Source organism: Paenarthrobacter sp. YJN-D (genome assembly GCF_015040335.1).
In the GTDB taxonomy this organism is placed as follows: domain Bacteria; phylum Actinomycetota; class Actinomycetes; order Actinomycetales; family Micrococcaceae; genus Arthrobacter; species Arthrobacter nicotinovorans.
On record NZ_CP053549.1, the window covers coordinates 1550718 to 1575142 of the forward strand.

The 24425-nt window shown below is 63.0% G+C and carries 23 protein-coding genes; 8 read left to right on the plus strand and 15 right to left on the minus strand.

Annotated features, from left to right (window positions below; genetic code table 11):
* Nucleotides 1-43: 43 nt before the first annotated feature.
* Both HMI60_RS07390 and HMI60_RS07395 read right to left on the minus strand, forming a co-directional pair.
* Entirely contained in the window at nucleotides 44-856 is an 813-nt protein-coding gene (locus HMI60_RS07390; RefSeq protein WP_193590848.1) for a hypothetical protein, read from the minus strand.
* Nucleotides 853-1944: a Gfo/Idh/MocA family protein gene (locus HMI60_RS07395; protein ID WP_193590849.1), complete on the minus strand. Its 1092-nt coding sequence runs from the start codon at nucleotides 1942-1944 to the stop codon at nucleotides 853-855. The genes HMI60_RS07390 and HMI60_RS07395 overlap by 4 nt, the downstream gene beginning before the upstream one ends.
* A gap of 201 nt (nucleotides 1945-2145) precedes the next feature.
* Here HMI60_RS07395 and HMI60_RS07400 point away from each other — a divergent pair, with 201 nt between their 5' ends.
* On the plus strand, nucleotides 2146-3363 hold the full coding sequence (locus tag HMI60_RS07400) for an ROK family transcriptional regulator (RefSeq protein WP_018778039.1): 1218 nt from the start codon (nucleotides 2146-2148) through the stop codon (nucleotides 3361-3363).
* Between the two features lie 85 nt (nucleotides 3364-3448).
* Nucleotides 3449-4642, plus strand: coding sequence for a CynX/NimT family MFS transporter (locus HMI60_RS07405; protein ID WP_110504932.1), 1194 nt, complete (start codon nucleotides 3449-3451; stop codon nucleotides 4640-4642).
* A gap of 227 nt (nucleotides 4643-4869) precedes the next feature.
* Here HMI60_RS07405 and aceB read toward each other — a convergent pair whose 3' ends face one another.
* Together aceB and aceA are read right to left on the minus strand one after the other, a co-directional pair.
* Nucleotides 4870-6522, minus strand: coding sequence for a malate synthase A (aceB, locus tag HMI60_RS07410; RefSeq protein WP_193590850.1), 1653 nt, complete (start codon nucleotides 6520-6522; stop codon nucleotides 4870-4872).
* 250 nt (nucleotides 6523-6772) lie between these two features.
* Nucleotides 6773-8089 carry an isocitrate lyase gene (gene aceA / locus HMI60_RS07415; RefSeq protein WP_018778036.1) on the minus strand — a complete coding sequence of 439 codons (1317 nt, stop codon included), beginning with the start codon at nucleotides 8087-8089 and terminating at the stop codon, nucleotides 6773-6775.
* Nucleotides 8090-8232: 143 nt separating this feature from the next.
* Here aceA and HMI60_RS07420 point away from each other — a divergent pair, with 143 nt between their 5' ends.
* Nucleotides 8233-9747, plus strand: coding sequence for an XRE family transcriptional regulator (locus tag HMI60_RS07420; RefSeq protein WP_020608529.1), 1515 nt, complete (start codon nucleotides 8233-8235; stop codon nucleotides 9745-9747).
* 177 nt (nucleotides 9748-9924) lie between these two features.
* Here HMI60_RS07420 and HMI60_RS07425 read toward each other — a convergent pair whose 3' ends face one another.
* Nucleotides 9925-10302, minus strand: coding sequence for a hypothetical protein (locus HMI60_RS07425; RefSeq protein WP_039239648.1), 378 nt, complete (start codon nucleotides 10300-10302; stop codon nucleotides 9925-9927).
* A 227-nt stretch (nucleotides 10303-10529) separates the two neighbouring features.
* Between HMI60_RS07425 and HMI60_RS07430 the strand changes: the two genes are divergently transcribed.
* Together HMI60_RS07430 and HMI60_RS07435 are read left to right on the plus strand one after the other, a co-directional pair.
* Nucleotides 10530-11084: a hypothetical protein gene (locus tag HMI60_RS07430; protein WP_039239649.1), complete on the plus strand. Its 555-nt coding sequence runs from the start codon at nucleotides 10530-10532 to the stop codon at nucleotides 11082-11084.
* Nucleotides 11085-11444: 360 nt separating this feature from the next.
* Nucleotides 11445-11855 (plus strand): hypothetical protein, encoded by a 411-nt coding sequence (locus tag HMI60_RS07435; RefSeq protein ID WP_193590851.1) that lies wholly within the window; start codon nucleotides 11445-11447, stop codon nucleotides 11853-11855.
* Between the two features lie 271 nt (nucleotides 11856-12126).
* On the opposite strand, the gene HMI60_RS07440 is transcribed toward HMI60_RS07435, so the two are convergent.
* Nucleotides 12127-12900: a cyclopropane-fatty-acyl-phospholipid synthase family protein gene (locus HMI60_RS07440; RefSeq protein ID WP_193590852.1), complete on the minus strand. Its 774-nt coding sequence runs from the start codon at nucleotides 12898-12900 to the stop codon at nucleotides 12127-12129.
* A gap of 167 nt (nucleotides 12901-13067) precedes the next feature.
* Between HMI60_RS07440 and HMI60_RS07445 the strand changes: the two genes are divergently transcribed.
* Nucleotides 13068-13316, plus strand: coding sequence for a hypothetical protein (locus HMI60_RS07445; RefSeq protein ID WP_193590853.1), 249 nt, complete (start codon nucleotides 13068-13070; stop codon nucleotides 13314-13316).
* 10 nt (nucleotides 13317-13326) lie between these two features.
* Here the strand turns inward: HMI60_RS07445 and HMI60_RS07450 are convergent, their stop codons facing one another.
* Entirely contained in the window at nucleotides 13327-13941 is a 615-nt protein-coding gene (locus HMI60_RS07450) for a TetR/AcrR family transcriptional regulator (RefSeq protein ID WP_193590854.1), read from the minus strand.
* 302 nt (nucleotides 13942-14243) lie between these two features.
* Between HMI60_RS07450 and HMI60_RS07455 the strand changes: the two genes are divergently transcribed.
* Nucleotides 14244-15173, plus strand: coding sequence for a cytochrome b/b6 domain-containing protein (locus HMI60_RS07455; RefSeq protein WP_193590855.1), 930 nt, complete (start codon nucleotides 14244-14246; stop codon nucleotides 15171-15173).
* 108 nt (nucleotides 15174-15281) lie between these two features.
* Here HMI60_RS07455 and HMI60_RS07460 read toward each other — a convergent pair whose 3' ends face one another.
* From HMI60_RS07460 to HMI60_RS07495, 8 genes are all read right to left on the minus strand, one after another.
* Nucleotides 15282-16118, minus strand: coding sequence for a hydroxymethylpyrimidine/phosphomethylpyrimidine kinase (locus HMI60_RS07460; RefSeq protein ID WP_193590856.1), 837 nt, complete (start codon nucleotides 16116-16118; stop codon nucleotides 15282-15284).
* Between the two features lie 43 nt (nucleotides 16119-16161).
* The gene (locus HMI60_RS07465; protein ID WP_193590857.1) at nucleotides 16162-17139 is read right to left on the minus strand and encodes a TAXI family TRAP transporter solute-binding subunit; all 978 of its coding nucleotides are present in this window, start codon (nucleotides 17137-17139) and stop codon (nucleotides 16162-16164) included.
* Nucleotides 17132-18547, minus strand: coding sequence for a HAMP domain-containing sensor histidine kinase (locus HMI60_RS07470; RefSeq protein ID WP_193590858.1), 1416 nt, complete (start codon nucleotides 18545-18547; stop codon nucleotides 17132-17134). Before HMI60_RS07470 ends, HMI60_RS07465 begins: the two co-directional genes overlap by 8 nt.
* Nucleotides 18544-19206, minus strand: a complete 663-nt coding sequence (locus tag HMI60_RS07475; protein ID WP_018778026.1) for a response regulator transcription factor — start codon at nucleotides 19204-19206, stop codon at nucleotides 18544-18546. The genes HMI60_RS07470 and HMI60_RS07475 overlap by 4 nt, the downstream gene beginning before the upstream one ends.
* Nucleotides 19207-19378: 172 nt before the next feature.
* Nucleotides 19379-20776 carry an MFS transporter gene (locus HMI60_RS07480; protein WP_193590859.1) on the minus strand — a complete coding sequence of 466 codons (1398 nt, stop codon included), beginning with the start codon at nucleotides 20774-20776 and terminating at the stop codon, nucleotides 19379-19381.
* Between the two features lie 415 nt (nucleotides 20777-21191).
* Nucleotides 21192-21659 (minus strand): hypothetical protein, encoded by a 468-nt coding sequence (locus HMI60_RS07485; protein WP_110504954.1) that lies wholly within the window; start codon nucleotides 21657-21659, stop codon nucleotides 21192-21194.
* Between the two features lie 108 nt (nucleotides 21660-21767).
* Nucleotides 21768-22682, minus strand: coding sequence for a TIGR01777 family oxidoreductase (locus tag HMI60_RS07490; protein WP_193591149.1), 915 nt, complete (start codon nucleotides 22680-22682; stop codon nucleotides 21768-21770).
* The gene (locus HMI60_RS07495) at nucleotides 22682-23344 is read right to left on the minus strand and encodes a TetR/AcrR family transcriptional regulator (RefSeq protein ID WP_193590860.1); all 663 of its coding nucleotides are present in this window, start codon (nucleotides 23342-23344) and stop codon (nucleotides 22682-22684) included. Before HMI60_RS07495 ends, HMI60_RS07490 begins: the two co-directional genes overlap by 1 nt.
* A gap of 254 nt (nucleotides 23345-23598) precedes the next feature.
* Between HMI60_RS07495 and HMI60_RS07500 the strand changes: the two genes are divergently transcribed.
* On the plus strand, nucleotides 23599-24303 hold the full coding sequence (locus HMI60_RS07500) for a queuosine precursor transporter (protein WP_018778021.1): 705 nt from the start codon (nucleotides 23599-23601) through the stop codon (nucleotides 24301-24303).
* The last annotated feature ends 122 nt before the right edge of the window (nucleotides 24304-24425 follow it).

The following is a 24425-nucleotide window of genomic DNA, read 5'->3' on the forward strand; positions in this document are numbered from 1 at the left end:
GCAACGGATACTGAATGGCTGGTGGAACGGAGGTGCTGGTGTTTCAGGTGAGGGTTGCGATGGATTCCGAAACCGCAGCGAACTGCTGCAGATCCGAGGGGAGGGTGCCGGCGTCGAGGTGTTCCTTGAGCCGGCGCCAGGTGGCGCGGTGAGCGGATTCGTAGATCGTTGGCAGAAGCAGTTCACCGTGCGGACCGGTGACTTTCACGGTGGCCGGCCAGGCAGCCACCGGATCCGGCAGCGAAACGGCGGCGCCGCCGTCGTCTGTCAGCATGGTGATGGTGACGCTTGCGGGCCGGGCGTTGGAAAGGATGCCCTGCAGGGCCACCGGTGCGCCGTTGGCGAGTACCGCCGTCGCGGTGTAGCCGTGCGGCCTGCGGTCCAGGAGCCTGAGGTTTCCCAGCGGTCCGGTGAGACGCACGACGGCGGCAAGTTGGTCCGCGAGCAACGCGCCGCTGTCGGTTCCCACCGGAGCGGTGGCGACGACGTCGAGGACTACGGCGCGGCCGGCCATGGACCGGACTGCGTCCTCGGCTGCCGCGGTGGCCGGGTTGGACGCCCAACGTTGGTCGAGGACCACGGCCGATTTGTGCCGTGCTGCCGTCTCTGTGAGCTCGTTGACGTTTTCGGGTGAAGGGTTGACCACCACGATGCCGCGGGCTCCCGCACTGATGGCTTCCACGGCGTGCCGGGTCCAGCCGGGCTGTCCGGCGATGACCTGGACGTCGGCGCTGTTCTCATCCATGGCCGGGCCGAACGATTCGGGCAGGGAAGCCACTGCCAAGGCAACGGCGCCTGCTTTCTGCGCCTCGGGTGTGGCCTGGACTGTGTAGTGCTCGAAGGCGGCGGCGCTCATGCGTGGACTCCTTCGGAGACTGCGGGCTGTACTACCGTCCGGCGATCAAGGGTGGCCACCGTGGCCTCGGCGATGTCCAACGCGAACGTGAGGTCGTCAATCAGGGTTTGGGCAGACGGCGGCTGCTTGGTGCCGGCGGCGAGGGCCGCGAGTTCGCGCCATTCGCCTTCGTAACCGTTGTGCTCAAAGGGGCCAAGGATGGTTTTCTGCGACCCGCGGGAGAACGTTGCCACCGCTGAGCCGGCCTGGACGTACGACGGGGTGAAGTCGATGCGGAGGGACTCGTCGTCGGACAGGGCTTCGAAGCTCCATTCGGGCTTCCAGGTGTTGTTCATAGCTGCGCGGAGCTCAATGGTCCGGGTGGGGGTCCGGAGGGAGATGACGTAGCCGAACGGGCGGACATGGCGTGCTTCAAGCACTTCGATGTCCTTGAAGTCCGGCGTGAACCTGCGGATCAAGGGGAGGTCGTGAATGGCGAGCCCCATGACCCCGCCGCGGAGTGCGCCTTTGATGACCTCGGGGTCCGAGTAGTCGGGGGCACCGCCGGCGGGACGGGTGATGATCTCTGTGGCAAAGTCCTCAAACCGTGAGTTGGGCGGGAGGACGATGGAGGAACGGATCGTGTGTGCCTTCTCCGGAAGTTCGCCCCAGTTGTTCCGGGCGGCGAGCCAGCCGGGATCGAAGGTGTGCATGGCGCCCACGATGATCGGTACTCCGGTTTCCGCGCTGACCGCCGAAATGCGGGCAGCTTCTTCGGCGTTCATGGCGAAGGGCTTCTCGCAAAGGACAGCCTTCTTGCCGGCGTGGCATGCTGCGATGACTTGCTCGGCGTGGAACTGGTGGGGGCTGCAGATGGCCACGATGTCCACGTCCGGGTCACCCAGAAGGGCGTCGATGCTGGTGCTGTGGGTGGCGCCAACGCGGGCGGCAACGGACTCAGCCACCTTGGGGTCGACATCCATGATGTGGCGGACAGACAGGATGTGGTCCAAACGCGCCAAGGATGGCAGGTGGATGGCCTGGGTGACCGGGCCGGCGCCGAGGATGCCAACACCCAGGATTCGGGTGGCGTCTGTAGGGCTGGACAAGTTCAGTTACCTCTTCGTAAGCGGACTGGCGCATGAGCGGAACGGGAGGGATCGATGCTGTGGATCCCTGACATCGAGCGTCGTGATGTGCTGCTCATCACAACCTAGGGGGACTTTTGTCGATCGTCAAGCAAAAGTTGAAATATGGCCGACAAACTTTCATTGCATGACATGCATAAGCAATCGTGCTTCACTAAATGCATGACTCCAGCACCCGGAAACGACGCCGGAAACACCATGGTCTTAGAGGCCGGCAACCTGTCGCGCGCTGGCGATCTCTTCCAACTTCTCCGCGACGGCCAAGCCCGGACACGCGCCGAACTCGCCCTCACCACCGGACTTGCCCGCTCAACCGTCGCTTCCCGCATCGACGCCCTGATCAACTCCGGGCTGGTCGGCCCGGCCGGTGAGGCAAGCTCCAGCGGCGGCAGGCCGCCGTCGCGCTTTGCCTTCAACCCGGCCGCGCGCGTCGTGCTGGCGGTCGACGTCGGAGCGACCCACGTGATTGTTGCCGTCACCGACCTCGGGGGCAGCATCCTGGCGGAGCGCCGGCTGGGACAGGAAGTCGCAGACGGTCCCGAGGTAGTGCTGGGCCGCGTGGTTTCAGCAGGCCGGGAGCTGCTTGCCGAAGCCGGGCGGGAACCGGGCGACCTCGCCGGGATAGGCATCGGCCTCCCCGGGCCCGTGGAGCATGACACCGGACGGCCCGTGAAGCCGCCGATCATGCCGGGCTGGGACGGATTCGACGTCGTCACTTACGTTCAGCGCTCGCTGCCTGTTCCCGTACTGGTGGACAACGACGTCAACATCATGGCCCTGGGGGAGCGGACCGCCTACTGGCCGGACCACGACAATTTCCTGTTCATCAAGGTGGCCACCGGCATCGGTGCGGGCATCATCAGCAGTGGTGAGCTGCAGCGGGGTGCCAACGGCACCGCCGGCGACCTCGGCCACGTCCGGGTGCCACGTGGCGACGACGTCCTCTGCCGCTGCGGCAACTACGGGTGCCTTGAAGCGCTCGCCTCCGGTCCCGCCGTCGCGCATCAACTGCAAACGCAGGGGCTGGAAGCCACCAACGGCGCCGATGTCCTGCGGCTCGTGGGCGAGGGAAACCTCCAGGCTATCCAGGCGCTGCGACAGGCCGGACGCGATGTCGGAGATGTCCTGGCAACCGTGGTCAACCTGCTCAACCCCTCCATGATCATCATTGGCGGCAGCGTGGGGGAGGCCGGCGAACACCTGGTGGCCGGAATCCGCGAAGTGGTCTACCGGCGGTCGTTGCCGTTGGCCACCACGCATCTTCGGATCGGCATTTCCATGGCCGGAGACCGCTCCGCGATCCTGGGTGCCAGCCAGATGGTGACCCAGTACGTTCTCTCGCCTGCGGTGATTGAGGCCACACTCCAAGCGACGGGCTAGGCCTTCATGGATGCCGTGGGGCGGCCGGGAGCGTGATAGCAATGAAACTGATGAAAACGCTTCCTGTCCCTTTCCGGTCCGCACCATGAGCCAGTTCCTCGCCAAAGTTCCCCGAGGCTGGCTGATCCTCGCCTGCATAGGGCTGATTGCCTTGAACATGCGCGGACCGTTCGTCGCCGTGGCGCCCGTAGTGGATCTGCTCCGACAGGACCTTGGCTTCTCCCCGGTTGAACTCGGACTGCTGACAGGCATCCCCGTGCTCTGCTTCTCCCTGGCTTCGCCGTTGGCTTCGTTGGCCGGACGCCGGCTGGGCGCCGAATTCGCCGTCATGCTCACGTTGCTCGGCGTGCTGGCCGGTGTGGTGATCCGTTCCAGCGGCGGTGGCGCCCTGGTCATGGCCGGCACAGTGGTCATTGGCGTGGCCATCACCATCGGCAACATCGCCGTGCCGCTGATCATCCGCCGCGACTTCGCTCCCCGCCGGCAAGCGACAGCGATGGGCGTCTACACCGCGGCCCTGAACATCGGTTCGTTCCTCACCTCCGTAGCCACGGCTCCGCTGGCCGAGCTGGTGGGGTGGCGGCTTTCCTTGGCTGCCAGCGCGCTGCTGGCCTTGGCGGCAATCCTGTTTTGGGTGCCCACAGTGGGTACGCGCCGGGCCTTTGTCCCAGCCGCGGTTGAGGCTGCCGTTCCTTCAGGTTCGGGACCCGTTGCGGGGGTGGGCTGGTTGACCGTCGGCCTGACGCTCGGTTTCGCCGGCCAGGCGTTCTCCTACTACGGCGTCACCGCGTGGCTGCCAAGCTTCCTGTCCGACGAACTCGCCATGGGCACGGCCGAGGCCGGCGCGGGCTCCTCGCTCTTCCAGATCTTCGCGATTGTGGGCGGCCTGGGCGTTCCGCTCCTGGCCCGTTTCACCAGTACGACGACGGTTGCGGTCACCTTGAGTGCGATGTGGCTGACCGTTCCCGTTGGCTTGTTGCTGGCACCGGGCTTCTGGTGGTTGTGGTCCTCGCTGGGAGGCGTTGCCCAAGGTGGTGGAATCACGGTGATTTTCATTGCGATCATCAAGTTCGCCCGCTCGCAGGCCGCCGCAGGAAAGATGTCCGCCGTGGTCCAGGGTGTTGGCTACTGTTTTGCTGCCCTGGCGCCCACCGTTGTCGGATACGTGCACAGTGTTACCGACGGCTGGACGGGTCCGCTCTTCGTGATCCTCGGATCGGTGCTCGCGTTCTGCGTGTGCACCACGTTGTCCGTGCGCTGGGTGGCCCGGCAGCGCTAGAGGCCGGGCCGGGCCGGCTGGGCCCCTCCAGCGGCTGATTCGGGGGTTCGCTGCACAGGATGCCGTGCGCACGGCATGGTGTGCAGCGAACCATCGAATCCGGAGGGCTTTGAGCATGGAAAAGCCCCGTTGCTGGGCTGCCTCCCCGACCATCGGGGTCACTTGTTGCGAAGAGTGCAGGCAGCCCAGCGTCGGGGCTTGGCGTGTCGACGACCAGTACAGTGCAGCTAGGCGGCGACGAGTTCCTCTTCCGTGGCCTCTTCACGGGCCTCGGTGAGGAAACGGGCGTAGGCGGGGATGGTCAGGAAGGTGGGGAATTCCTCAGCCAGGGTGACTTCCTCGAAGATGGCGCGGGCATCTGCAAAGCGATCCCCATCGAAGCGTTCCAGGCGGGCGAATTCCTCGTCCAACATGTCCTCTACCCATTCACGGCTGATGATGTCGCCCTGGTCGGTGATGGCGTGGGAGTGGATCCACTGCCACAGCTGGGACCGCGAAATTTCGGCGGTGGCGGCGTCCTCCATGAGGTTGTGAATTGCCACAGCGCCGTTGCCCCGCAGCCAGGACTCGATGTAGCGGATGCCTACCTCGATGTTCAGGCGTACCCCGGCCTCCGTGATGGTGCCCTCGGTGGTGGAGATGTCGATCAGCGCACGGTCATCCGGGGTGACGTCCTCGCGGGAACGGTCCAGCTGGTTGGGGCGGTCTCCGAGAACTGAGTCGAACACTTCGCGGCACACCGGCACCAGGTCCGGGTGGGCAACCCAGGAGCCGTCGAAACCGTCGTTGGCTTCACGGGTCTTGTCCGCACGGACCTTCTCGAACGAGGCGGTGTTGGCGGCCTCGTCCTTGCGGTTGGGAACAGCGGCAGCCATGCCACCGATCGCCATGGCACCGCGGCGGTGGCAGGCCCGGACCAGTTGCTCGGTGTAGGCCCGCATGAACGGCTGGGTCATGGTCACCTGGCCGCGGTCCGGGAGCACGAAACGCGGTCCGCGGGTCCGGAAGTTCTTGATCAGGGAGAAGATGTAGTCCCAGCGGCCGGCGTTCAAACCAGCTGCGTGGTCCCGCAGTTCGTAGAGGATCTCTTCCATCTCGAACGCTGCCGTGATGGTCTCGATCAACACCGTGGCGCGGATGGTGCCCTGCGGGATGCCGAGCAGATCCTGGGCCAGGACAAAGATGTCGTTCCACAGCCGTGCCTCGAGGTGGTTCTCGATCTTGGGCAGGTAGAAGTATGGGCCTTTGCCCTGCGCCAGCAAGCGGCGGGCGTTGTGGAAGAAGAACAGTCCGAAGTCCACGATTCCGCCGGCGATGGGTTTGCCGTCAATCAGCATGTGCTTCTCCGGCAGGTGCCAGCCACGGGGACGGACCACGATGGTGGGCAGATCCTCGGCCGCCTTGAGCTTGTATTCCTTGCCCTCGGGAGAGGTGAAATCGATCCGGCGCTCCAACGCGTCGGTCAGGTTCAGCTGGCCCTGGATGACGTTGCGCCACGTCGGCGTGGAGGAGTCCTCCATGTCGGCCAGCCACACCTTCGCGCCGGAGTTCAGGGCGTTGATGGTCATCTTCTTGTCCACCGGTCCTGTGATCTCAACACGGCGGTCCTCCAAACCCGGTGCCGGGGGAGCGACCCGCCAGGACGGGTCGTTCCGGATGGCCTCGGTCTGCGGCAGGAACCGCGGATCCTGGCCACCGGAAATCTGGTTGCGGCGGGCATGCCGCGCCTGCATCAGCTCCTGACGACGATCCGCCGTAGCCCTGTGCAACTTGCCAATGAACTCAAGGGCATCCGGCGTCAAAACCTCGTTCTGCCGGCAAATGGGCTGCGCGGTGATAGTGATGCCATTGATAGTGAAGTTGTCAGTGAAGCTGTTCATTTCAATCTCTCCTATGAGAAGCAAATGTTCGACGGCGGTGCTTGGGTCGCGTGGGCACTAGGCCAAGGAGCCGGTGCCGCGGCAGCCTGCGTAAAAGGGGCCCTGCATCCCGGTCCGTCCTCGCTCAGCGAGGTCGAAACCGGGACGTGGGGAATAGCAGGCAGAGCGGTACCGGTCCGCAGGCCGGAGGCGACAAGCGCCGTCGTGCCTTCCGGTGAGCTCAGCGAACAGCTCACCTTTGGGCGCTTGATTAGTGGAATTGGCCCTCTTCGGTCGATCCGACCAGTGCGAGGGTGGATGCGTTCGGGTTGAGCGCGGTTGCGATGTCGTCGAAGTAGCCGGTGCCGACTTCGCGCTGGTGCTTGGTGGCGGTGTAGCCGCGGGACTCGGAGGCGAATTCCTTCTCCTGGAGCTCGACGTAGGCGCTCATGCCTTCACGGGCGTAACCGTGGGCGAGGTCGAACATCGAGTAGTTCAGGGCGTGGAAGCCGGCCAAAGTGATGAACTGGAACGTGAAGCCCATGGCACCGAGTTCGCGCTGGAACTTGGCGATTGTGGTGTCGTCCAGGTGCTTGCGCCAGTTGAAGGACGGGGAGCAGTTGTAGGAGAGCATCTGGTCCGGGAACTCGGCCTTGACCGATTCGGCGAACTTGCGGGCCAGCTCCAGGTCCGGGGTGCCGGTCTCCATCCAGATGAGGTCGGAGTACGGTGCGTAGGCCTTGGCGCGGGCGATGCAGGGTTCGATTCCGTTGCGGACTTTGTAGAAGCCCTCAGCGGTACGTTCGCCGGTGATGAATTCCTGGTCGCGCTCGTCAACGTCGGAGGTGATCAGGGTTGCTGCTTCGGCGTCGGTGCGGGCGATGACCACCGTCGGGGTACCGGCGACGTCGGCTGCCAGGCGGGCTGCGTTCAGGGTCCGGATGTGCTGCTGGGTGGGGATCAGCACCTTGCCGCCCAGGTGGCCGCACTTCTTTTCCGAAGCGAGCTGGTCTTCCCAGTGAACGCCCGAGGCACCTGCGGTAATCATGGATTTCATGAGCTCGTAGGCGTTCAGCGGGCCACCAAAGCCTGCTTCGGCGTCGGCGACGATCGGGACCAGCCAGTCTTCAACGGTCTTGACGCCTTCGGCATACTCGATCTGGTCCGCACGGAGCAGCGCGTTGTTGATGCGGCGGACAACCTGCGGCACCGAGTTGGCCGGGTACAGGGACTGGTCCGGGTAGGTCTGGCCCGACAGGTTGGCGTCGGCGGCGACCTGCCAGCCGGAGAGGTAGATGGCGCGGAGGCCGGCCTTGACCTGCTGCACAGCCTGGTTACCGGTTAGGGCGCCCAGGGCGTTGGTGTAGCCGCCGGTGGGAGCTTCCTCGGTGAGCTGCTTCCAGAGCTTTTCGGAACCGCGGCGGGCCAGGGTGTGCTCTTCGGAGACGCGGCCACGGAGGCGGACGACGTCGGAAGCCGAGTAATCACGGGTGACGCCTTCCCACCGCGGGTTGGCGGACCATTCGAGTTCCAGCGCTGCTGCCTGCTGCTCTGCGGACTGCTCTGCGGGTTCAAATGAAGCGGTCATCTTGATCTCCTCTGTGGTGCCCGGGCCGGCCTCCGCTGCACCTTTGCTGCATCGGCCGGCTTACCCGGGTCTGTATTTCTTTTTCGTAAGACCTACTTTTCTGCACTTCCGAGAGGGTTGCTAGAGGAAAACTATGGAAAGAAATGCACTTCTTCGCGTATTCTCAAGAAATGTCGCCTGTGAGCTGGAACCGCGAAGTCGCGTCGCCGTCGTTGTCCCCTGCGTCCCCCGAACTGGACGTCATCAGCCTTGGCCGCCGCGTGCGCCATCTGCGCAAGCAGGCGGGACTGACGCTCGATGACCTGAGTGCCGCCGTCGGGACCGCGCCAAGCCAGCTGAGCCTGATCGAAAACGGCAAGCGCGAACCCAAACTGGGGCTGCTTCAGCAGCTCGCTGCGTCCCTCAACGTGAGCATCGACCAACTGCTCGGGGCGGAGCCGCCGAGCCGTCGCGCTGCCTTGGAAATCGAGCTGGAACGGTACCAGCGCGGACCGCTCTACGAGTCGCTGAACCTGCCCAAAATCCGCATCAGCTCGCGGCTTCCGCTGGATGTTCTGGAGTCGCAGGTGGGGCTGCTTCAGGAACTCGAACGCAAACTCAACGAGCAAGTCGCGACGCCGGAAGAGGCCCGCCGCGCGAACGGCGAGTTGCGTGCCATGATGCGTGAGCGCGGTAACTATTTCCCCGAGTATGAAGCCGAGGCACAGAAGGTCCTCAAAGGGGTCGGGTACACCACCGGCCCGCTCAGCCAGCACGTCATTGCTGACATCGCCGAGAACCTTGGTTTCTCCCTCCATCACGTGGGCGATCTGCCGCACTCGACGCGGTCCGTGACCGATTTGAAGAACCGCAGAATTTATCTGACGCAGAACCAGCGCCAGGATCACGACCCCCGCTCAGTACTGCTTCAGGCGCTGGGTCACTATGTCCTGGGGCATGAAACTCCGCGGAATTATGGGGACTTCCTGGCGCAGCGGGTGGCCACTAACTACTTCGCTGCGGCATTGCTGCTGCCGGAGCAGGCCACGGTGGAGTTCCTCCAAAAGGCCAAGGCCGCCAAGGAAATCGCTGTGGAGGACATCCGCGACGCCTTCGCTGTGTCCTACGAGACCGCCGCGCACCGGTTCACGAACCTGGCCACCAAGCACCTGGGCATCACCACGCACTTTCAGAAAACCCACCAGTCGGGCATCATCTACAAGGCCTACGAGAACGATGGCGTGACCTTCCCGCAGGACCACACCGGGGCGATCGAGGGCCAACCGTCGTGCAAAGCGTGGACATCCCGGGCCGTTTTCGATGTGCCGGACAAGTTCAGCGCCTACAGCCAGTACACGGATACGCCGTCGGGCACGTACTGGTGCACGGCCCGGACGGAGCGCTCGGCAGCCGGTGAATTTTCTTTGAGCATCGGGGTGCCCTACCAGCACGTGAAGTGGTTCCGCGGCCGGGAAACGACTGCCCGTGCCACATCCAACTGCCCGGACCCGAACTGCTGCAAGAGGCCCCCGGCTTCTTTGGCGAACGAGTGGGCCGGCAACGCATGGCCTTCCGCCCGGGCCCACTCGCACCTGCTTGCCGCCATGCCTCCGGGCGCGTTCCCGGGCGTGGACGAGACCGAGGTCTACTCCTTCCTGGCGGCGCACTCCGAGCGCTGACCCCCACGCTCTATCACGTCCCGCGTGTTTTGGCTGGACGCTCGCTCACGTTCCGGGTGTTTGGGGGTGACGCTTGCTCAGCAGCGTTCGGAATCGGAGTCTCCGCTGCCATGCGGGCGACTAATTGGAATGGTTTGTCCTCAATGCTAAAGAGGTGGCAGGGTGACCAGCTTTTGATCAATCGCGCACCAGGTTCGCGGTGGTCCCGCTGCTGAACGTGTGAAGACGTGGTAAGCCCACGTCATCGGCGGGACCGCAAAGCTCGGGCGTGGACAGCTGGAAGAGTGCATCTGCCAAGAAATCGCGTTCCTGCGGGTTCAGTGCAATATCTTCGCGTCCCTGCAGCTCCTCCGCCCATGCGCAAAGATCATCTGCACTGATCTTCCCAGCCCAGAATTCGTCAAGGGCATGGCCGATATCCTGAGCGAAAGCAGTGGCTAGCTCCTCTTGGGAAGACCATTCAAACGTCAACAATCGAGCTGACAACTCGGCTAATGGACGACGCAACTGTATGAGGTCATAGAGCGCTTCGCGTATTTGATCCTGCGACACCACGGAAGTTCCCCCTTCGGTCCACTAACCGCGGAAATCATCCCAACTGGCTGGAAGTCATTCACACTTCTCGGCGTCCGTTAAGGGACCGATGCTTGCGGGAGCATTACTGCCGTGGACATTCCGGAAGTCCGTCGCAGTAATTTCTCGATACATGACGGCACTCGAACCACGACTGGCAGCGTGACGTGTTGAACTGGAACGAGTAACCCTACGGCTAGATTTATTGCGTGAGTTCTCTTGTTGAAGAAGCCCTAGAGGTGCTTTATGCGGCCAAGGTTCCTCTGGCTCCGGGCTTATCGCCATGGCAGCTCGAGGATGTTGAAGAGCAGTTCTCGTTCGAGTTCAGTCCTGATCATGCGCGGTTTTTGAGTCTGGCGATGCCTATAGGCCCTGGCTGGGTTGATTGGCTGGGCGACCCCGTCGGAATTCAGAAGAGGCTCGACTGGCCGCGCGATGGCGTGTTGTTTGACGTTCGGGAGAGTGCTTTCTGGCCTGAGGAATGGGGCGAGCGGCCAACCGAAGTTGAGGAAGCCCTCCCAGCGGCACGTCAGCGATTGCGCACGGTGCCTGTCCTCGTCCCGATCTATTCGCACCGTTTCATGCCCGCAGCTCCTGCACCCGCCGGCAGCCCGGTTTTTTCCGTGTATCAAACTGATGTCATCTACTACGGCAGCGATCTCGCCTCCTACTTTCAAAGAGAGTTCTTCAACACTGCTGACCGAGAATCATCCCCGCATCGCATCGAGTTCTGGTCTGACCTGGCAGAGGGCCGGTGGATCTAAAGGCGTCTGCTAAGGGAAGCGTCGGGTGGGCAAAACTTGATCGCGGACTTCATCGAAGCCTGGAAAAAACTGCACAACGAGGCAGTAGGAAGGTGCACCGTGAAGGATCCCGTTGCGGAGCATGCTACCGAGACCGTCGTTGCGGTGATCCTCCACGACGAAAGCGTTCCCCAGCTGGAGTCAGGCACAACACTCAACGGGGCTCCCGGCGTCCGGTGAAAGATCGTTACCCGGACACATCTACCGGCCGGGATGCGGCCAAGTGACCAAGTTCAACTGGGCGTAGACAAGCTGTGCTGCATTCCGGCTCCCGCCGCGTTACTCTATCGTCAGAGTCTTTTGGCGATACGGGGGCGTCTTATGAATGAAGGCAACACCGCTTTTACAGTTGCCTTTCCCGAGGCTAAAAGAACGAGAACGGCCAGCACCTTGGCCACAGCTTCCTTCCTGGTGTTCTGGATTCTGTGGGGTATCGATTCTTTCGGGGGTTCGGATGTCCCGGACCTTCCGTGGTTCAGCCTAAGGCTCATCTCATTCGCGCTGTTCGTGGCATTTTCCATTTACGGGTGGCGGAAGCAGAAAGAGCTTGCACCCCTCATCAACCAGCGATTCGCCGCAGAGTTTGCCGCGCACACCAAAGAGGACTACCCAAAAGACGTTGACATCTTGAAAGTACAACAGTCTGTGGCTGTTATGAGGGCGGACGGATCAGTGCGCCTCTGGGGCGTGAAGCGTAAGAAGAACGTCTTCAACGTGTTCCCCATGACCTGAATCATTGCACACCCGGAATCTTCACCGGGGCGGGGTGTCGAATTCGGCATGCTATCGCTGGAGGCTCCAGGGATACTTACTCGTGGACTGCATGATCAGGTATCGATACGTTGCGCCCGTAATCGACGGGCATCCAACATGGACTTGGACGCCTGACAGGTCAGCGGCCGCACGGATGAACTCAGACCCTGTTGTCGATGATTGGGCAAGATCCGGTTGATGATCTTCCCGCCACAGAACGCATGGACTTGCTCGTCAGTCTGCTGGACTTCTAACCCCGTAAGCAGAAATACGCCATCCCTAGCACGCCTCGGTAGCCTTCTTCATATGCAGCGCGCTGTTCCTCATGTCTCGCGCGGACGTGCTCTGCCGCGGGGTGGTCGGCATCATGTGCTTCCAGCCAGCGGGTGAACCTGTCGCGATACCCGGCCTCAAAGACGTCCCACTCCTGAACGCTTGCCTGGTCGTGGTCCACTACCTCGAAACCAGCAGCCCTGATCTGATCGCGTAGCGCATGTTCTGTCAGGTACTCGTCATCACGCCCAGCGAGTGGTGCGGTGGCCGCGGGATGAGGTGCTGCTGACCAGATTGCCTCGCCATAGACGAGCCTTCCGCCGGGCAGCACCAAAGCCCGAAGGGCCCGCAGGGCTGCGGCGTAGTCAAGCGGCTGCGCGTCCTCTACCGGCGGTCCCCAGATCTGGCTCGCACCGATGCAGATGACCGCGTCTGCGGGCCGATCCTGGGCTTCCAGCCCGGGCACTGAATCAAAAGTCACTCTCTCAAGCAGTGCACGAGCCAAGGCTTGTTGCCTGGCCCGGTTGATGAACACGGAAGCACTGTCCACTCCGCGTCCACGAGCCTGCGGGGCCGAGTCCAAGACCCGAAGAAGCAGTTCACCCCATCCGCACCCCATGTCCAGAACCTCAGCCGGCGCCGGGTCGGTCAGGAATGCCACAAGGTGTGCAGCACGTTCTTCGGAGAGCGGGGTAAGCCAGGTCAAGGACTCGTACAGGGGCGGCAGTTCAAGCGAAGTACTGTCGGTCACTCAATGATGTTCTCACGACTCATCGAAGCGACTGCTTGTCTACTCGCACTGCACTCCAGTTGGCTGCCGGGTGAGGAATCCATGGAGAAACCTCCCTCTGTCGCTGTACAGCGACATCGACTACCCCCAGAGCAGCTACCCGTGGAGAAGCCGGATAGACTCCACTTATGGCCACTACAAGCGAGTCACTGTTGATGAGGCAAAGCCGCCTGCAGAGAGCACTGGCGCTCGTATTCGGCCTGTCGATGGTGGGTTTGTTGGCCTCGATTTTCCTGACGGGTGGTAGCCCGCTCTTCCCGGGGATGACGGGACCGCTGCTGGTTCTGGTCTTCTTCCTCGCCGCCGCAGGTAGCGTCGTCGGATTGGCCATCACCAGGTCGAGGCGAGCTGCCCAGGAAGCCGTTCACGGCAACTAAGGGCCGAGCCTCAGCGGACCAAGCGGCCCACCAGCTCGGCCGCCGCACCCACAACCTCGTCCGCCTCACGCTTTGAGGCACTCAACGCCACTTCCTGCCCCGAAACAGTCACGATGTCCGTGATCACCGCTACCGTCAATCGACCGAGGGTGTCGTCGCTGGCGCCGAGCAGGACCGAGTTCTGCCGGACCCATTCGCGTCCGCGCTCGCGCCGCAAAACCTCGAAGCCCGGGGGAGTGTCGCCCTCAATGAACACCCTCTCCAGTTCCCGGTGCTTCCAGGTGTAGTCGAAGTAGCTGCGGCTGCCCACGTTGAACAGTGCCAGCGGGTCTGTCTCGCCTGCCTTGCGTGCCTTGGCCACTGCAGAAGCCACCAGTCGCTCATGTTCATTCTGGTAGTCGTTCCACAGGGCAAGGAACAGCTCGGTCTTGCCGCCGAAGTGGTGGTAGAGGCTGCCTACGCTCGATCCTGCGCGGGAAACAATGTCCGAGATGCTGGCATTGGTGAATCCATGTTCCACGAATACCCCGGCCGCCGCGTCCAGCAAGGTGCGCTGCGTAGCCGCCGTCCGGGTCCACTGCCAGGAGCCCGCGTTGCTGGCAACTTCGGAGGTCTTGCGGACCATCGTGGGGCTCCTCCCTCAGTCAGAACGAAGACCGGTGTGTCTACTGCCTATTTTCTGGAATCCTACCCCCGGAATAATCCACATAGCGAACAGCGAACCTTGACGGACCAGTGAGTGAAAGGAAATAATTCTGGAAGTCTGTTCTAGAAATACATATTGCGGCATGTATCCGAATGCTGCGATTTTTGACGTCGGACGCCCCGAAACCCGGGTGCCGTTTTCACCGTCGGGCTGCAACTGGTTGAATCGCTATATAGCGCCAACTGGTCGCAGCCAACCAAGCCAGAGAGGAACGCGGCCTGATGTCCGTTTCAAGCAAGTCGTCCGGGATCACGTCGAACAGGTGGTTCAAGCCCGTCGTCGTCACCGCAGGAGCTTTGGTGGTGGCACTGATCCTCGTGCTCGTTGCGCAATGGCTTCGGACCCTTCAGCCGGTCCAGCAGTTCCTGACGGACTACCCCGGCCATTCCGCAATCCCCGACGGCACGCCCACGGGGTTCCCGGCCTGGCTTGGCTGGCAGCACTTCCTCAATATGTTCTTCATCGTTTTGATCATCCGTTCTGGCTGGCAGGTGCGCACCACCACTCGCCCGCCGGCGTACTGGACCCGGAACAACAAGGGCCTCATCAAGACAAAGAACCCACCCGCCAAAATCAGTTTGGACCTTTGGTTCCACCTGACGCTGGACGCCCTCTGGGTTTTGAACGGCATCATCTTCATCGTGCTCCTCTTCGCCACAGGCCAATGGTTGAGGATTGTTCCCACCAACTGGGACGTCTTCCCGAACGCCGTCTCGGCCGGCCTGCAGTACGCCTCCCTGAACTGGCCGGGGGAAAACGGCTGGAACAACTACAACAGCCTCCAGCTGCTGACGTACTTCATCACCGTCTTTATCGCCGCCCCGCTGGCCATCATTACGGGCATCCGGATGTCTGGGGCATGGCCCAAGAAAGCCGCGATCAACAAGTTCTACCCGATCGAACTGGCCCGCAAGATCCACTTCCCGGTGATGATCTACTTCGTAGCCTTCGTCATCGTCCACGTAACCCTGGTGCTGGCCACCGGTGCGTTGAACAACCTCAACCACATGTACGCCTCGAACAACGATTACAGCTGGTGGGGATTCGCCATCTTCGCAGCATCGATCGTGTTCACGGCGGCCGCTTGGTTCCTTGCCAGGCCACTGTTCCTGCGACCTATTGCCTCGCTCATGGGCAAAGTCTCGCGCTAAGCGCCTGCAAAAGAAGAGCCGCCCCGGAAGGCTTTCCAGGGCGGCTCTTTCGCGCGCCGGCGCTTGGCTTTCGTACGCAGGCGCTAGCCTCTCGCACGCAGGGAGGCGCTAGCTCAGCGCGCCGCCCTGCCACAGGGCATCAAACGGCGCCCCCGAGGCCACGCGGTTCTTGATACCCGCCGTCACGAAAACTTTGGCCGTGCGGGCTGCTTCCACCGGGGTTGCGCCCTTTGCCAACTCCGCGGTCACAGCAGCGGCAAGCGAGCAACCGGCGCCCGACACGGCAACCTCGCCCACCTTCGGAGCCCGCAGGACTTCCAGCGTGTCGCCGTCGTAGTAGACGTCGACGGCGTCCGGGCCTTCCAGCCGCACCCCACCTTTGGCGAGGACTGCCGCGCCGCTGATTTCGTGGATGCGGATGGCAGCAGCCTTCAGCGATTCTTCGTCCGTGATGGTGAGCCCGGACAGCGACTCGGCTTCAAAATGGTTCGGCGTCACGAAGGTAGCCAGCGGCAGGATTTGTGCCTTCAAAGCCTGGTCGGTGTCCAGCGCGTGGCCCGGTTCCTGGCCCTTGCAGATCAACACCGGATCCAGCACCACGTGCTTGAACGAGCCGTCCGTCAAAGCCTTCTCCACCGTGCTGATGGTTGCCGGGCTTCCAAGCATGCCGATCTTCACGGTATCCAGAACCGACGGTGCGCCGGAAGCGGCGCCGTATGCCGCCGTCGTGGCTTCCAGTTGGTCCGCGATGACCTGCTGGTCCACTGGCACGAAGCGGTGGTTCCAGTTGTCCTGCGGGTTGAAGGAAACGATGCACGTGAGGTTCGCGATGCCGAACACTCCGAGTTCCTGGAAGGTCTTGAGGTCGGCCTGGGCGCCGGCGCCACCGGTCGCTTCGGAGCCGGCGATGGTCAGGGCAATGGCAGGGGCAACGGCAGAAGTCATGACTTCATTTTGGCAGTTGCTCCGGTTTGACTCCTAAACGGGGCTAGCCGTGCAACGCCCGGTAAGCGGCCTCAGCGGCCGGATGCAGCGGCACCCCGGCAGTGTTGATCAGCGTTTCGGGACTGAGGAACTGGACCCCTGCGCTGGACTTAGGAACCAGGTCCTGGGCCTGCTCCACCAAAAGTTCGACGGTCTGCCGGACAACGTGGTCGACAAGGTCGCTCCGGCACAGGAGAAGGTTGGCGACCCCCACCGTCCAGACGGCGGGCGCGTCCCCGTAACTGTTGGCGGGGATGAGGACCCGGTCGTAGAAGAAGCCTGACTGTGCTCGCGTTGCCGGAATCAGTTCGGAGAGATCAAGAAGCCGCACGCGAAGGTCCTGCGCAGCCGCGGCGATCGGCGCCGTCGGAACCCCTCCGGACTGGATCATGACGTCGATCGAACCGTCGGCAAGGGCCGCGATCGCCTGGTTCAAGCCAAGGTTGACCTGTTTCAAGGACCGGTCCGGCGTGGCGGACTGCGGTGCCAGCCCCGCTGCGGCGATGATCCTTCCGGCGGTGAGGGTGGTCCCCGAACCGACTTCGCCCACCCCCGCGGTCTTGCCGGCGAGGTCCGCGAAGGACCGGATCGAACTGTCCTCCCGCACAATGCAGTGCACGTAGTTCTGATAGACCTTCCCCAAAGCCATCAGGCGTCCTTCGCTGTGGCTGTTCGCGGCGGGTTGGGCTGCCGCATCGGCGAGTGCGACGGCGAAGGTCGCCTCGCCGGACAGCACCCGCTGGATGTTCTCGAGGCTCCCGCCGGTGGTCAGTGCCCGCGCCTTGTTGGCGATCCGTTCCCGTTGCAGCAGGTCCGCCAGGAGGGTGGCGAACTCAAGGTAGAAGCCGCCCGATTCGCCACCGGCCACCGTGAGTTCCTGCGGCCGTTCCTCCGCGGAGCAGCCAGCCGTTGACGCCAGCAGGCCGAACGACACAGCTGCCCTTATGGCATTCCTTCGCGTCACTGTGCGGCTTTCAGGCATCGGAACCGCCCTGCGGGTGCACAAACTCGAGGCGCACTGTCAGCCCGTGCGGCACGCGGGGTTCCAGCACCAACCTTGCTCCGTTCGCTTCGGCCAACCGTTCCACAATGGTCATGCCCAGGCCATTGCCGGGGATCTTGCTGTGCTGCGGCGCCCGCCAGAACCGGGTGGTTGACGCGGCGAGCTGATCGGCGGGGAGGCCGGGACCGTCGTCGGAAACCACGACGGCGGTGCCACCCGGGGTGGGTTCGGTCGCCACCGTGATGTGGGAACCTGGGGCGTATTTGACGGCATTGGCCAGAAGCTCGCCCACCATATGCGCAAGTTCTTCCGGATTGCAGGCGATGGTGATGGGCCGGACAGGCTCGAGAAGCGTGATCGTGGCACCTGCCTGAAGGGCAGAGGGCGTGGCCCGTTCCGCCTCACCTTGCAGGACAGGAAAAGGGTCGATGACCGTCAGGCGCTGGTGTCCCGTTTCCTGATCCCCGCGGGCAGCCCCGGCAGAGGCGCGATGTTCCGCGGTGGCCAGCTTCAGCACGCCGTCGAGCATTTCCTCCACGCGCTCAAGTTCAGCGACGACGCCCGAAGCGGCGGCCTTTTCCGGTTCCGATCGCAAGGCGAGCTGCAGCAGATCGATCCGCAACCGCAACGCCCCCACCGGATTGCGGAGCTGGTGCGAGGTGTCGGCGATGAGTCGCCGTTGGGATTCCATGCTCTCGCTCACGGCATGGGCCATGGTGGTGAAGGAGCGGCTGAGTTCGCGCAGCTCAGGCGGCCCGGCTTCAGGCAGTTGGGTGGTCGCGCCGGTGGTTTCGAGCTCGTGGACGGCTTTGCTGAGGCGCTGGACCGGGCGCAAAACCCAGCCGGTGATACGGGCAGCGGCCAGCAGGAGCAGCGCGCCAAGCGCCACGGCGGCAACGACGACGACGAGCCACCGCTCCCGTAGCTTCTGGCGGGCGGCGTCGAGGTTCACCTCCATGACAACTTCACCGAGAACCTGGCTGGCCGTGCCGAAGGACCTTGAGATGATCTCGTTGCCCGTCCCGAAGGCGCGGATTGGACTGAGCGTTGTGTCGCTCAGGTTCAGGCTTGCCCTGCCGAGCGCGTCCATGACCTCCGGTTGATCGTCGCGAAGGCCGCCGGAATGGATGCTCTGGCCTTGCATGTGGATCAGTATTCCTTCGCCGTAAAGCTCGGCGTAGCGGTCCATTTCACGCTGCAGTTGAGTTGTGTTGTTGTCCTCCAGGGCATCACTGGCCAGCTGGGCGAAGCGGTTGAGGGCAGCGACCCTGTTGATCTGCAGCTCCTGCGTGAGCTCCCGGCTGGCCGACGTCAGGATCACGCTGGACACCGTCACCACAATCACCACCACCAGCAGGCTGAGGATGCCCAGGACCCGGAGTTTCACGGCTGCTCGACGCGGTAGCCGACGCCTCGGACATTGATGATGAAGCCGGGCAGCTGCAGCTTGGACCTGAGACCGGTCAGGTGCACGTCCAACGACCGGGAGTGCGCAAGAAACGCGTCGCCCCAGAGCGCGTCCAGGATTTGTTCCCGGGTGACCACCGAGCCCGCATGCCTGACCAGCAGGCCCAGGAGGTCGAACTCCGTGGCGGTGAGGGCCAGTTGCTTGCCGCCGACCGATGCCACACGGCGGTCGAGGTCGACCTCCAGCTCACCGAGGGCGATAGTGTGTGGTGCTGCCTGGCCCCCGCGGTTGGTCCGGCGCGTCACCGCCTCGATCCTGGCCAGCAATTCCACGAGTTTCACGGGCTTCACCAGATAATCGTCGGCGCCCGAGCGAAGGCCAAGGACCACGCTCCGCTCGTCATCGCGGGCCGTCAGGATCAGGATGGGGATCTGCGTGACCTGGCGGAGTTTCCTGAGGACGTCCAGGCCATCAAGGTCCGGCAAGCCCAGATCGAGCAGGATGACCTCGTGCTGACGGTGGGCCAGGAGCGCGTCCTCGCCGCGGGAAACCCGGGTGTGCTTGTGCCCGGCAGAGGCGACGGCGGCGCTCAAGGCTGAGGCCATGGCGTCGTCATCCTCGACGATGAGCACATGCACGGTGTAGTCCTTCGGGGGTTCGCTGAGCGGGGATCGCTGGTGGGTTCGTTGGTCGGGTTCGTTGGTTGGGTTCGCTGGTTGGGTTCGCTACTAGAGCTTAACGTTGTGAGGCCCGCTCTGCGCCCTTCGGAGTATCCAAAGAGTGCAGAGCGGGCCCCAAGAGGCAGCCAAGTCAGGCGTTGACGCGATCCTTCTTGTCGCCGTCGTCGTCTGCAGTGGCCCGGGCCTTGAACGCGTGGCCCTGCTCCGCATCCAAGTGCGTCGGCTTCTTGTTCTTCAGCGCGAAGATGTACACCAGCAGCGAGATGAAGATGGCCGCCGTGACGTAGGTGAAGAACAGGTCCACCTGGTCCGACTTCTGCAAAGCTGCACCAATCAGCGGAACCGTACCGCCGAACAGCGAGTTGGCGATCGCGTAGCCGAGGCCCACACCGAGCGCACGGATGGATGCCGGGAAGAGTTCGGCCTTCACCAAGGCATTGATGGACGTGTAGCCACCCACCATCAACAGGCCGCCGAACATCAGCAGGAATGCCACGAACGGATCCTTGGTCCCGGCCAGCGCCGAGAGCAAAGGCCACGTGAACAGAACGCCCGTCACACCGAACCAGATCAGCAGCGGCTTCCGGCCGATCTTGTCCGAAAGCATGCCGTAGACGGGCTGGAGCAGCATGAAGATGAACAGCGCCCAGAAGTTGATCACGGAGGTGTCCGTCTTGGCTATACCGGACGTATCGTTCATGAACTTCAGGATGAAGTTGGTGTATGTGTAGAAGGCAACCGTGCCGCCGAGCGTGATGCCGATGCAGATCAGCAGCGGCTTCCAATGCTTGGTGAACAGGAGCTTCATGGTGCCCGGCTGGGCTTCGCCTTCAACCTTGATGTGCGCAGCGCGCAGCTGATCGGCAGAGAGGGTCTCCTCCATGGAGCGTCGCAGCCAGAGCACCACCAGTGCGGCCACGCCGCCGATCGCGAACGGAATCCTCCAACCCCACGCGGTCAGGTCTTCCTTGCTCATGGTGTTCTGCAGGATCACGAGCACCAGGAGTGCCAGCATCTGGCCGCCAATCAGCGTCACGTACTGGAAGCTGGAGAAGAAGCCGCGGCGTTTGGCCGTAGCAGCCTCGGACATGTAGGTGGCGCTGGTTCCGTACTCGCCGCCCACCGAGAAGCCTTGGACCATGCGGATGAAGACCAGGAGGATCATGGCCCATAGACCGATGACGTCCTGGGTCGGCATGATCGCAATGGCGAACGAGCCGGCGGACATCATGGTCACACTGAGAGTAAGCGCGGCTTTACGGCCCTTGCGGTCGGCGTAGCGACCAAAGAACCAGCTACCGATCGGGCGCATGAGGAACGACGTCGAGAACACGGCCATCGCTTCAAGGCCGGCTTGGAGATCGTCCGAGGAGTTGAAGAAGTGCGACTGGAAATACGCCGCAAATGCGGTGTAAACGTATACGTCGAACCACTCCACGAGGTTGCCCGCGGAGCCTTTGAGGATGTTGCTCACTGCCTTGCGTGTCTGGGCGGCTTCGCTCAGAGGTGCAGCTTGTTGGGTGCTCATCAATGAACCTTCCTGGCGGCTGCGCATGCGGCAGCCGTGTCTTGCATGAGTTCGTTCTGTCCATGAAGCTCGTGCTCATGGCGTCCTTGCGCATGGCTCTTCGTCGACTAAGAAAGGCCCTCTTGGGGTGAAGAGGACGTATTCCAAACTATGGGTGATGCACGGCACAACCAACGTGGGAGGGGATTTCCTAACACTTCCTTAGGTTTCGGATGCGGTGGAGGGGGCCCCGTTCCGGGTACAACCGACGCTTGCTCACATCCCTAGGGTTTGGTGGGGACGCTTGCTCACATCCCGGGGGTTTGGTGGGGACGCTTGCTCACATCCCTAGGGTTTGGTGGGGACGCTTGCTCACATCCCGGGGGTTTGGTGGGGACGCTTGCTCACATCCCTTGGGTTTGGTGGGGACGCTTGCTCACATCCATCCGTCCATGATCGGGAGGGGCCTATTGATGCGAACGAGCTTCCAGATTGCGAGCCGTCCGAAGCCAGCTGCACTGGCTATGGACATTGAAAAGAAGATCGCGCCGTTCGGGGAGAGCCCGCCGAATGGCGCGCAGACGAGCAACGGGGCGAGGAAAAAGACCGCCACGTGGATCCATTGGTTGGTGATGCGTCGCAGGACGAGGCCGAGCAGAGATCCCGCGGAAACACCGATAGCCCACACTGGAATCAGGCTGTAAATGAAGAAGACGAGGGCCCAGCCCCCCGGTGACTGGACTGCAAGCAACAGGCAGAAAGTCAGATGCGCCACCGCGACGCCGACAGCGAGGCCTCCGCCTCCGATCACTACCCGGTCTTTCGATCCGTATCGCCAGCTATTCCGCGACCCAGGCGCCACCAGTCCGTACTCGGACTCGTCCGCCCAACTGTCATCGTTCATAGTTGCTCCCGGTTTGGTGAGTAAGGGTTGGGCGGATGGGGCGGTTTGGTGAGTGAGGGTTGGGCGGATGGGGCGGTTTGGTGAGTGAGGGTTTGGGGGACGGGGTGGTTACGTGAGTGAGGGTTTGGGGCGCCCTGTGGCGATCTCGTTGAGCGCACCGGCCAACGATGGGTATTCAAATGCGAACCCCGCGTCGAGCAGTTTCCGGGGCTCCACCCACCGGCTCTTCAGCACCAGCTCGGTCTGGGTCCGAATGAGAACAGAGCCAGCCTCGAGCAGCCACGACGGCGTCGGGATGCCAAACGCAATACCAAGGCTCCGCCGAACCAGTGCCATCAGCTCCCGATTGTCCACCGGGTAGGGCGACGCTGCATTGACCGGGCCGCTCAGTTCAGGCCTGGCGTGGAGAAACAACACTGTCCGGAACAGGTCCTCCACATGGATCCAGCTGAACTTCTGCGTTCCTGGCCCCATGTGCCCACCCAAACCCAGCCGCGCAAGGTTCCGGAAAGGAGTCATGACCCCGCCGCCGGGACCCAGCACGATCGCAATCCTGAGCGGAATCTTACGGGTCTCCGGCACAACAGCCGACGCCAACTCGTCTTCCCATGCCCGGGCAACGTCCACGGAAAACCCGCTGCCCAGTTCGCCTGCGATCTCTGACTGCGGACGGTCCTCGGCATGCCGATAAATGGTGCCGGTACTTGAGTTGATCCAGGTCCTGGGCGGCTCGTCACATGCAGCGACGGCCCGGCCCAATGCCCGTGTGGTCAGAACCCTGGAGTCCAGGATTTCCTGACGGTGGCGCTCGTCGTAGCGGCAGTTCACGGATCGTCCGGCGAGGTTCACCAGCAGTTCGGCGCCGTCCAGCGCCTTGGTGATGGCGCCGTCGTCGTTCCATTGCGCGTCTGACGAAGGGCCGCGTCCAACCGTCCGCACCTGCCATCCTTCATCAGCAAACCGCCGTCGGAAGTAGCTGCCGATGAAGCCGCTCGCGCCCGCGATCACCACGGTCCGGGTCATCACGAGTCCTCCTTCACGCTGCGGACGAGTCCCAGGACGTCGTCAAACACCTTGCTCACCCCGGGAATTTTCGCGAGCGACAAACCACGAGCCACCAGCGGTGCCGCACCGTCGATCAGTTTTCGCGTGCGGCGTTGGCCCGCGGATTTGTCGTAAACCCAGAACAACGCGACGCCCATGTATGCCAGCCACAGCAATTCGGGCAGATCGGCGCGCAATTTCTTAGCGACCGCGGGGGAGGAACCCTCAACGGCGGAACGGAAGATCGCGAGCGAAGCGTCACGGGCGGCGGTGGACGCCTGGCCGAACGGGTTGACGGGCGACGTCGGCCGGATGGCAGTTGAGATGAAGTCGGAACCGAATTGGTGATACGGCGCCATGACATCAATTCCGGTGTGGAGGACCGCCTTGAGCCGGCCCGCGAGGTCTTGGACATTTTCGAGTGCCTGCGCTGCGGCAACTGCATGCTCATCCTGTACCTGGATGTATAGCTCTTGGACCAGTTCATCCTTGGATGCGAAGTAGTAGTACGCATTGCCGACCGACACCCCGGCTTCCTGGGCGATGGCGCGCATGGTGGTTTTTTCAAAGCCGACCTCGCGGAACATCTTCAGCGCGACGTCGGCCACCAGTTGGCGGGTCTGCTCACTTTTCGCGGCCATGCGGTGCTCCTGACGGAAATTTTGAACGTGTTCAGAAATGAGTATGGCACATTCTTGAACGTGTTCAAAAGATGAGGGGGTGTGGGGTGTGAGGGAGGGTTTGGTTGAAGGGGGTGGGGTGTGAGGGAGGGTTTGGTTGAAGGGGGTGGGAGAATGATGGAGGTGCCGGCTGCATGCCCCACCACCCCAGTGCTAATACAGCGGGGCTCCTCGGAACAGGATGCCTGCGCGAACCACTACGAAATGGATGACCCATGCCCTCGCCCTCCGGCTCCAGCACGCTGAGCAAGCCTGCACCCCGCTTCGCCTCGATCGGATCACCGTACTTCGGCATCATGCTTGCCGTCATGGCCGTGGTGCTGATCCTGTCCAATATCGGCGCCTCGAAGGGTGTGGTGCTCGGGCCGATCATCACCGATGGCGGGTTCTTCCTGTTCCCGCTGGCCTACATCCTGGGCGATGTCATGAGCGAGGTCTACGGCTTCAAAGTGGCACGCAAGGCCATCATCACTTCCTTTGCCCTCTCGGTGTTCGCATCCCTCTGCTACTGGGTGATCATCATCCTTCCCGGCTTCAACGACGACTACGGAACCGCCAAGCAGGCCGCCATCGAGGGCGCACTCGGCCCCGTGCCGCAGATCGTGCTCGCGTCGCTGCTTGCCTTCCTGGCCGGCCAGACCATCAACTCGTGGATCCTTGTGAAGATGAAGGCACGCACGGGTGAGAAGAGCCTGTGGGCACGCCTCATGGGCTCCTCGGTGGTGGGCGAGTTCGTGGACACCCTGATTTTCTGCAGCATCGCGGCGTCGGTCATCGGCATCACCGACGCCGGCTCGTTCGTCAACTACGTCCTGGTGGGCTTCGTCTACAAGACCGCCGTGGAGTTCCTGTTCGTGCCGGTCACCGTGCTGGTTGTCGGCTGGATCAAGAAGCGCGAGCCGAGCTACGGAGTTAGCTGAGTTCGCCGGAACAGCGCTGCGGACGCTGGGGCTGTGCGAGATCGCCGGACACGAGCGGCGATCTCGCACAGATCCCGCTTCCCGCGCAGTCCAGGCGATCTCGCGAACCAGCACGACGGCGG

Bases quoted from the DNA above. Each gene is read 5' to 3' on its own strand.
- HMI60_RS07390 (WP_193590848.1), bottom strand. From the start codon at position 856: ATGAGCGCCGCCGCCTTCGAGCACTACACAGTCCAGGCCACACCCGAG.
- HMI60_RS07400 (WP_018778039.1), top strand. From the start codon at position 2,146: ATGACTCCAGCACCCGGAAACGACGCCGGAAACACCATGGTCTTAGAG.
- HMI60_RS07405 (WP_110504932.1), top strand. From the start codon at position 3,449: ATGAGCCAGTTCCTCGCCAAAGTTCCCCGAGGCTGGCTGATCCTCGCC.
- aceB (WP_193590850.1), bottom strand. From the start codon at position 6,522: ATGAACAGCTTCACTGACAACTTCACTATCAATGGCATCACTATCACC.
- aceA (WP_018778036.1), bottom strand. From the start codon at position 8,089: ATGACCGCTTCATTTGAACCCGCAGAGCAGTCCGCAGAGCAGCAGGCA.
- HMI60_RS07420 (WP_020608529.1), top strand. From the start codon at position 8,233: ATGCACTTCTTCGCGTATTCTCAAGAAATGTCGCCTGTGAGCTGGAAC.
- HMI60_RS07435 (WP_193590851.1), top strand. From the start codon at position 11,445: ATGAATGAAGGCAACACCGCTTTTACAGTTGCCTTTCCCGAGGCTAAA.
- HMI60_RS07445 (WP_193590853.1), top strand. From the start codon at position 13,068: ATGGCCACTACAAGCGAGTCACTGTTGATGAGGCAAAGCCGCCTGCAG.
- HMI60_RS07450 (WP_193590854.1), bottom strand. From the start codon at position 13,941: ATGGTCCGCAAGACCTCCGAAGTTGCCAGCAACGCGGGCTCCTGGCAG.
- HMI60_RS07455 (WP_193590855.1), top strand. From the start codon at position 14,244: ATGTCCGTTTCAAGCAAGTCGTCCGGGATCACGTCGAACAGGTGGTTC.
- HMI60_RS07460 (WP_193590856.1), bottom strand. From the start codon at position 16,118: ATGACTTCTGCCGTTGCCCCTGCCATTGCCCTGACCATCGCCGGCTCC.
- HMI60_RS07465 (WP_193590857.1), bottom strand. From the start codon at position 17,139: ATGCCTGAAAGCCGCACAGTGACGCGAAGGAATGCCATAAGGGCAGCT.
- HMI60_RS07480 (WP_193590859.1), bottom strand. From the start codon at position 20,776: ATGAGCACCCAACAAGCTGCACCTCTGAGCGAAGCCGCCCAGACACGC.
- HMI60_RS07485 (WP_110504954.1), bottom strand. From the start codon at position 21,659: ATGAACGATGACAGTTGGGCGGACGAGTCCGAGTACGGACTGGTGGCG.
- HMI60_RS07490 (WP_193591149.1), bottom strand. From the start codon at position 22,682: ATGACCCGGACCGTGGTGATCGCGGGCGCGAGCGGCTTCATCGGCAGC.
- HMI60_RS07495 (WP_193590860.1), bottom strand. From the start codon at position 23,344: ATGGCCGCGAAAAGTGAGCAGACCCGCCAACTGGTGGCCGACGTCGCG.
- HMI60_RS07500 (WP_018778021.1), top strand. From the start codon at position 23,599: ATGCCCTCGCCCTCCGGCTCCAGCACGCTGAGCAAGCCTGCACCCCGC.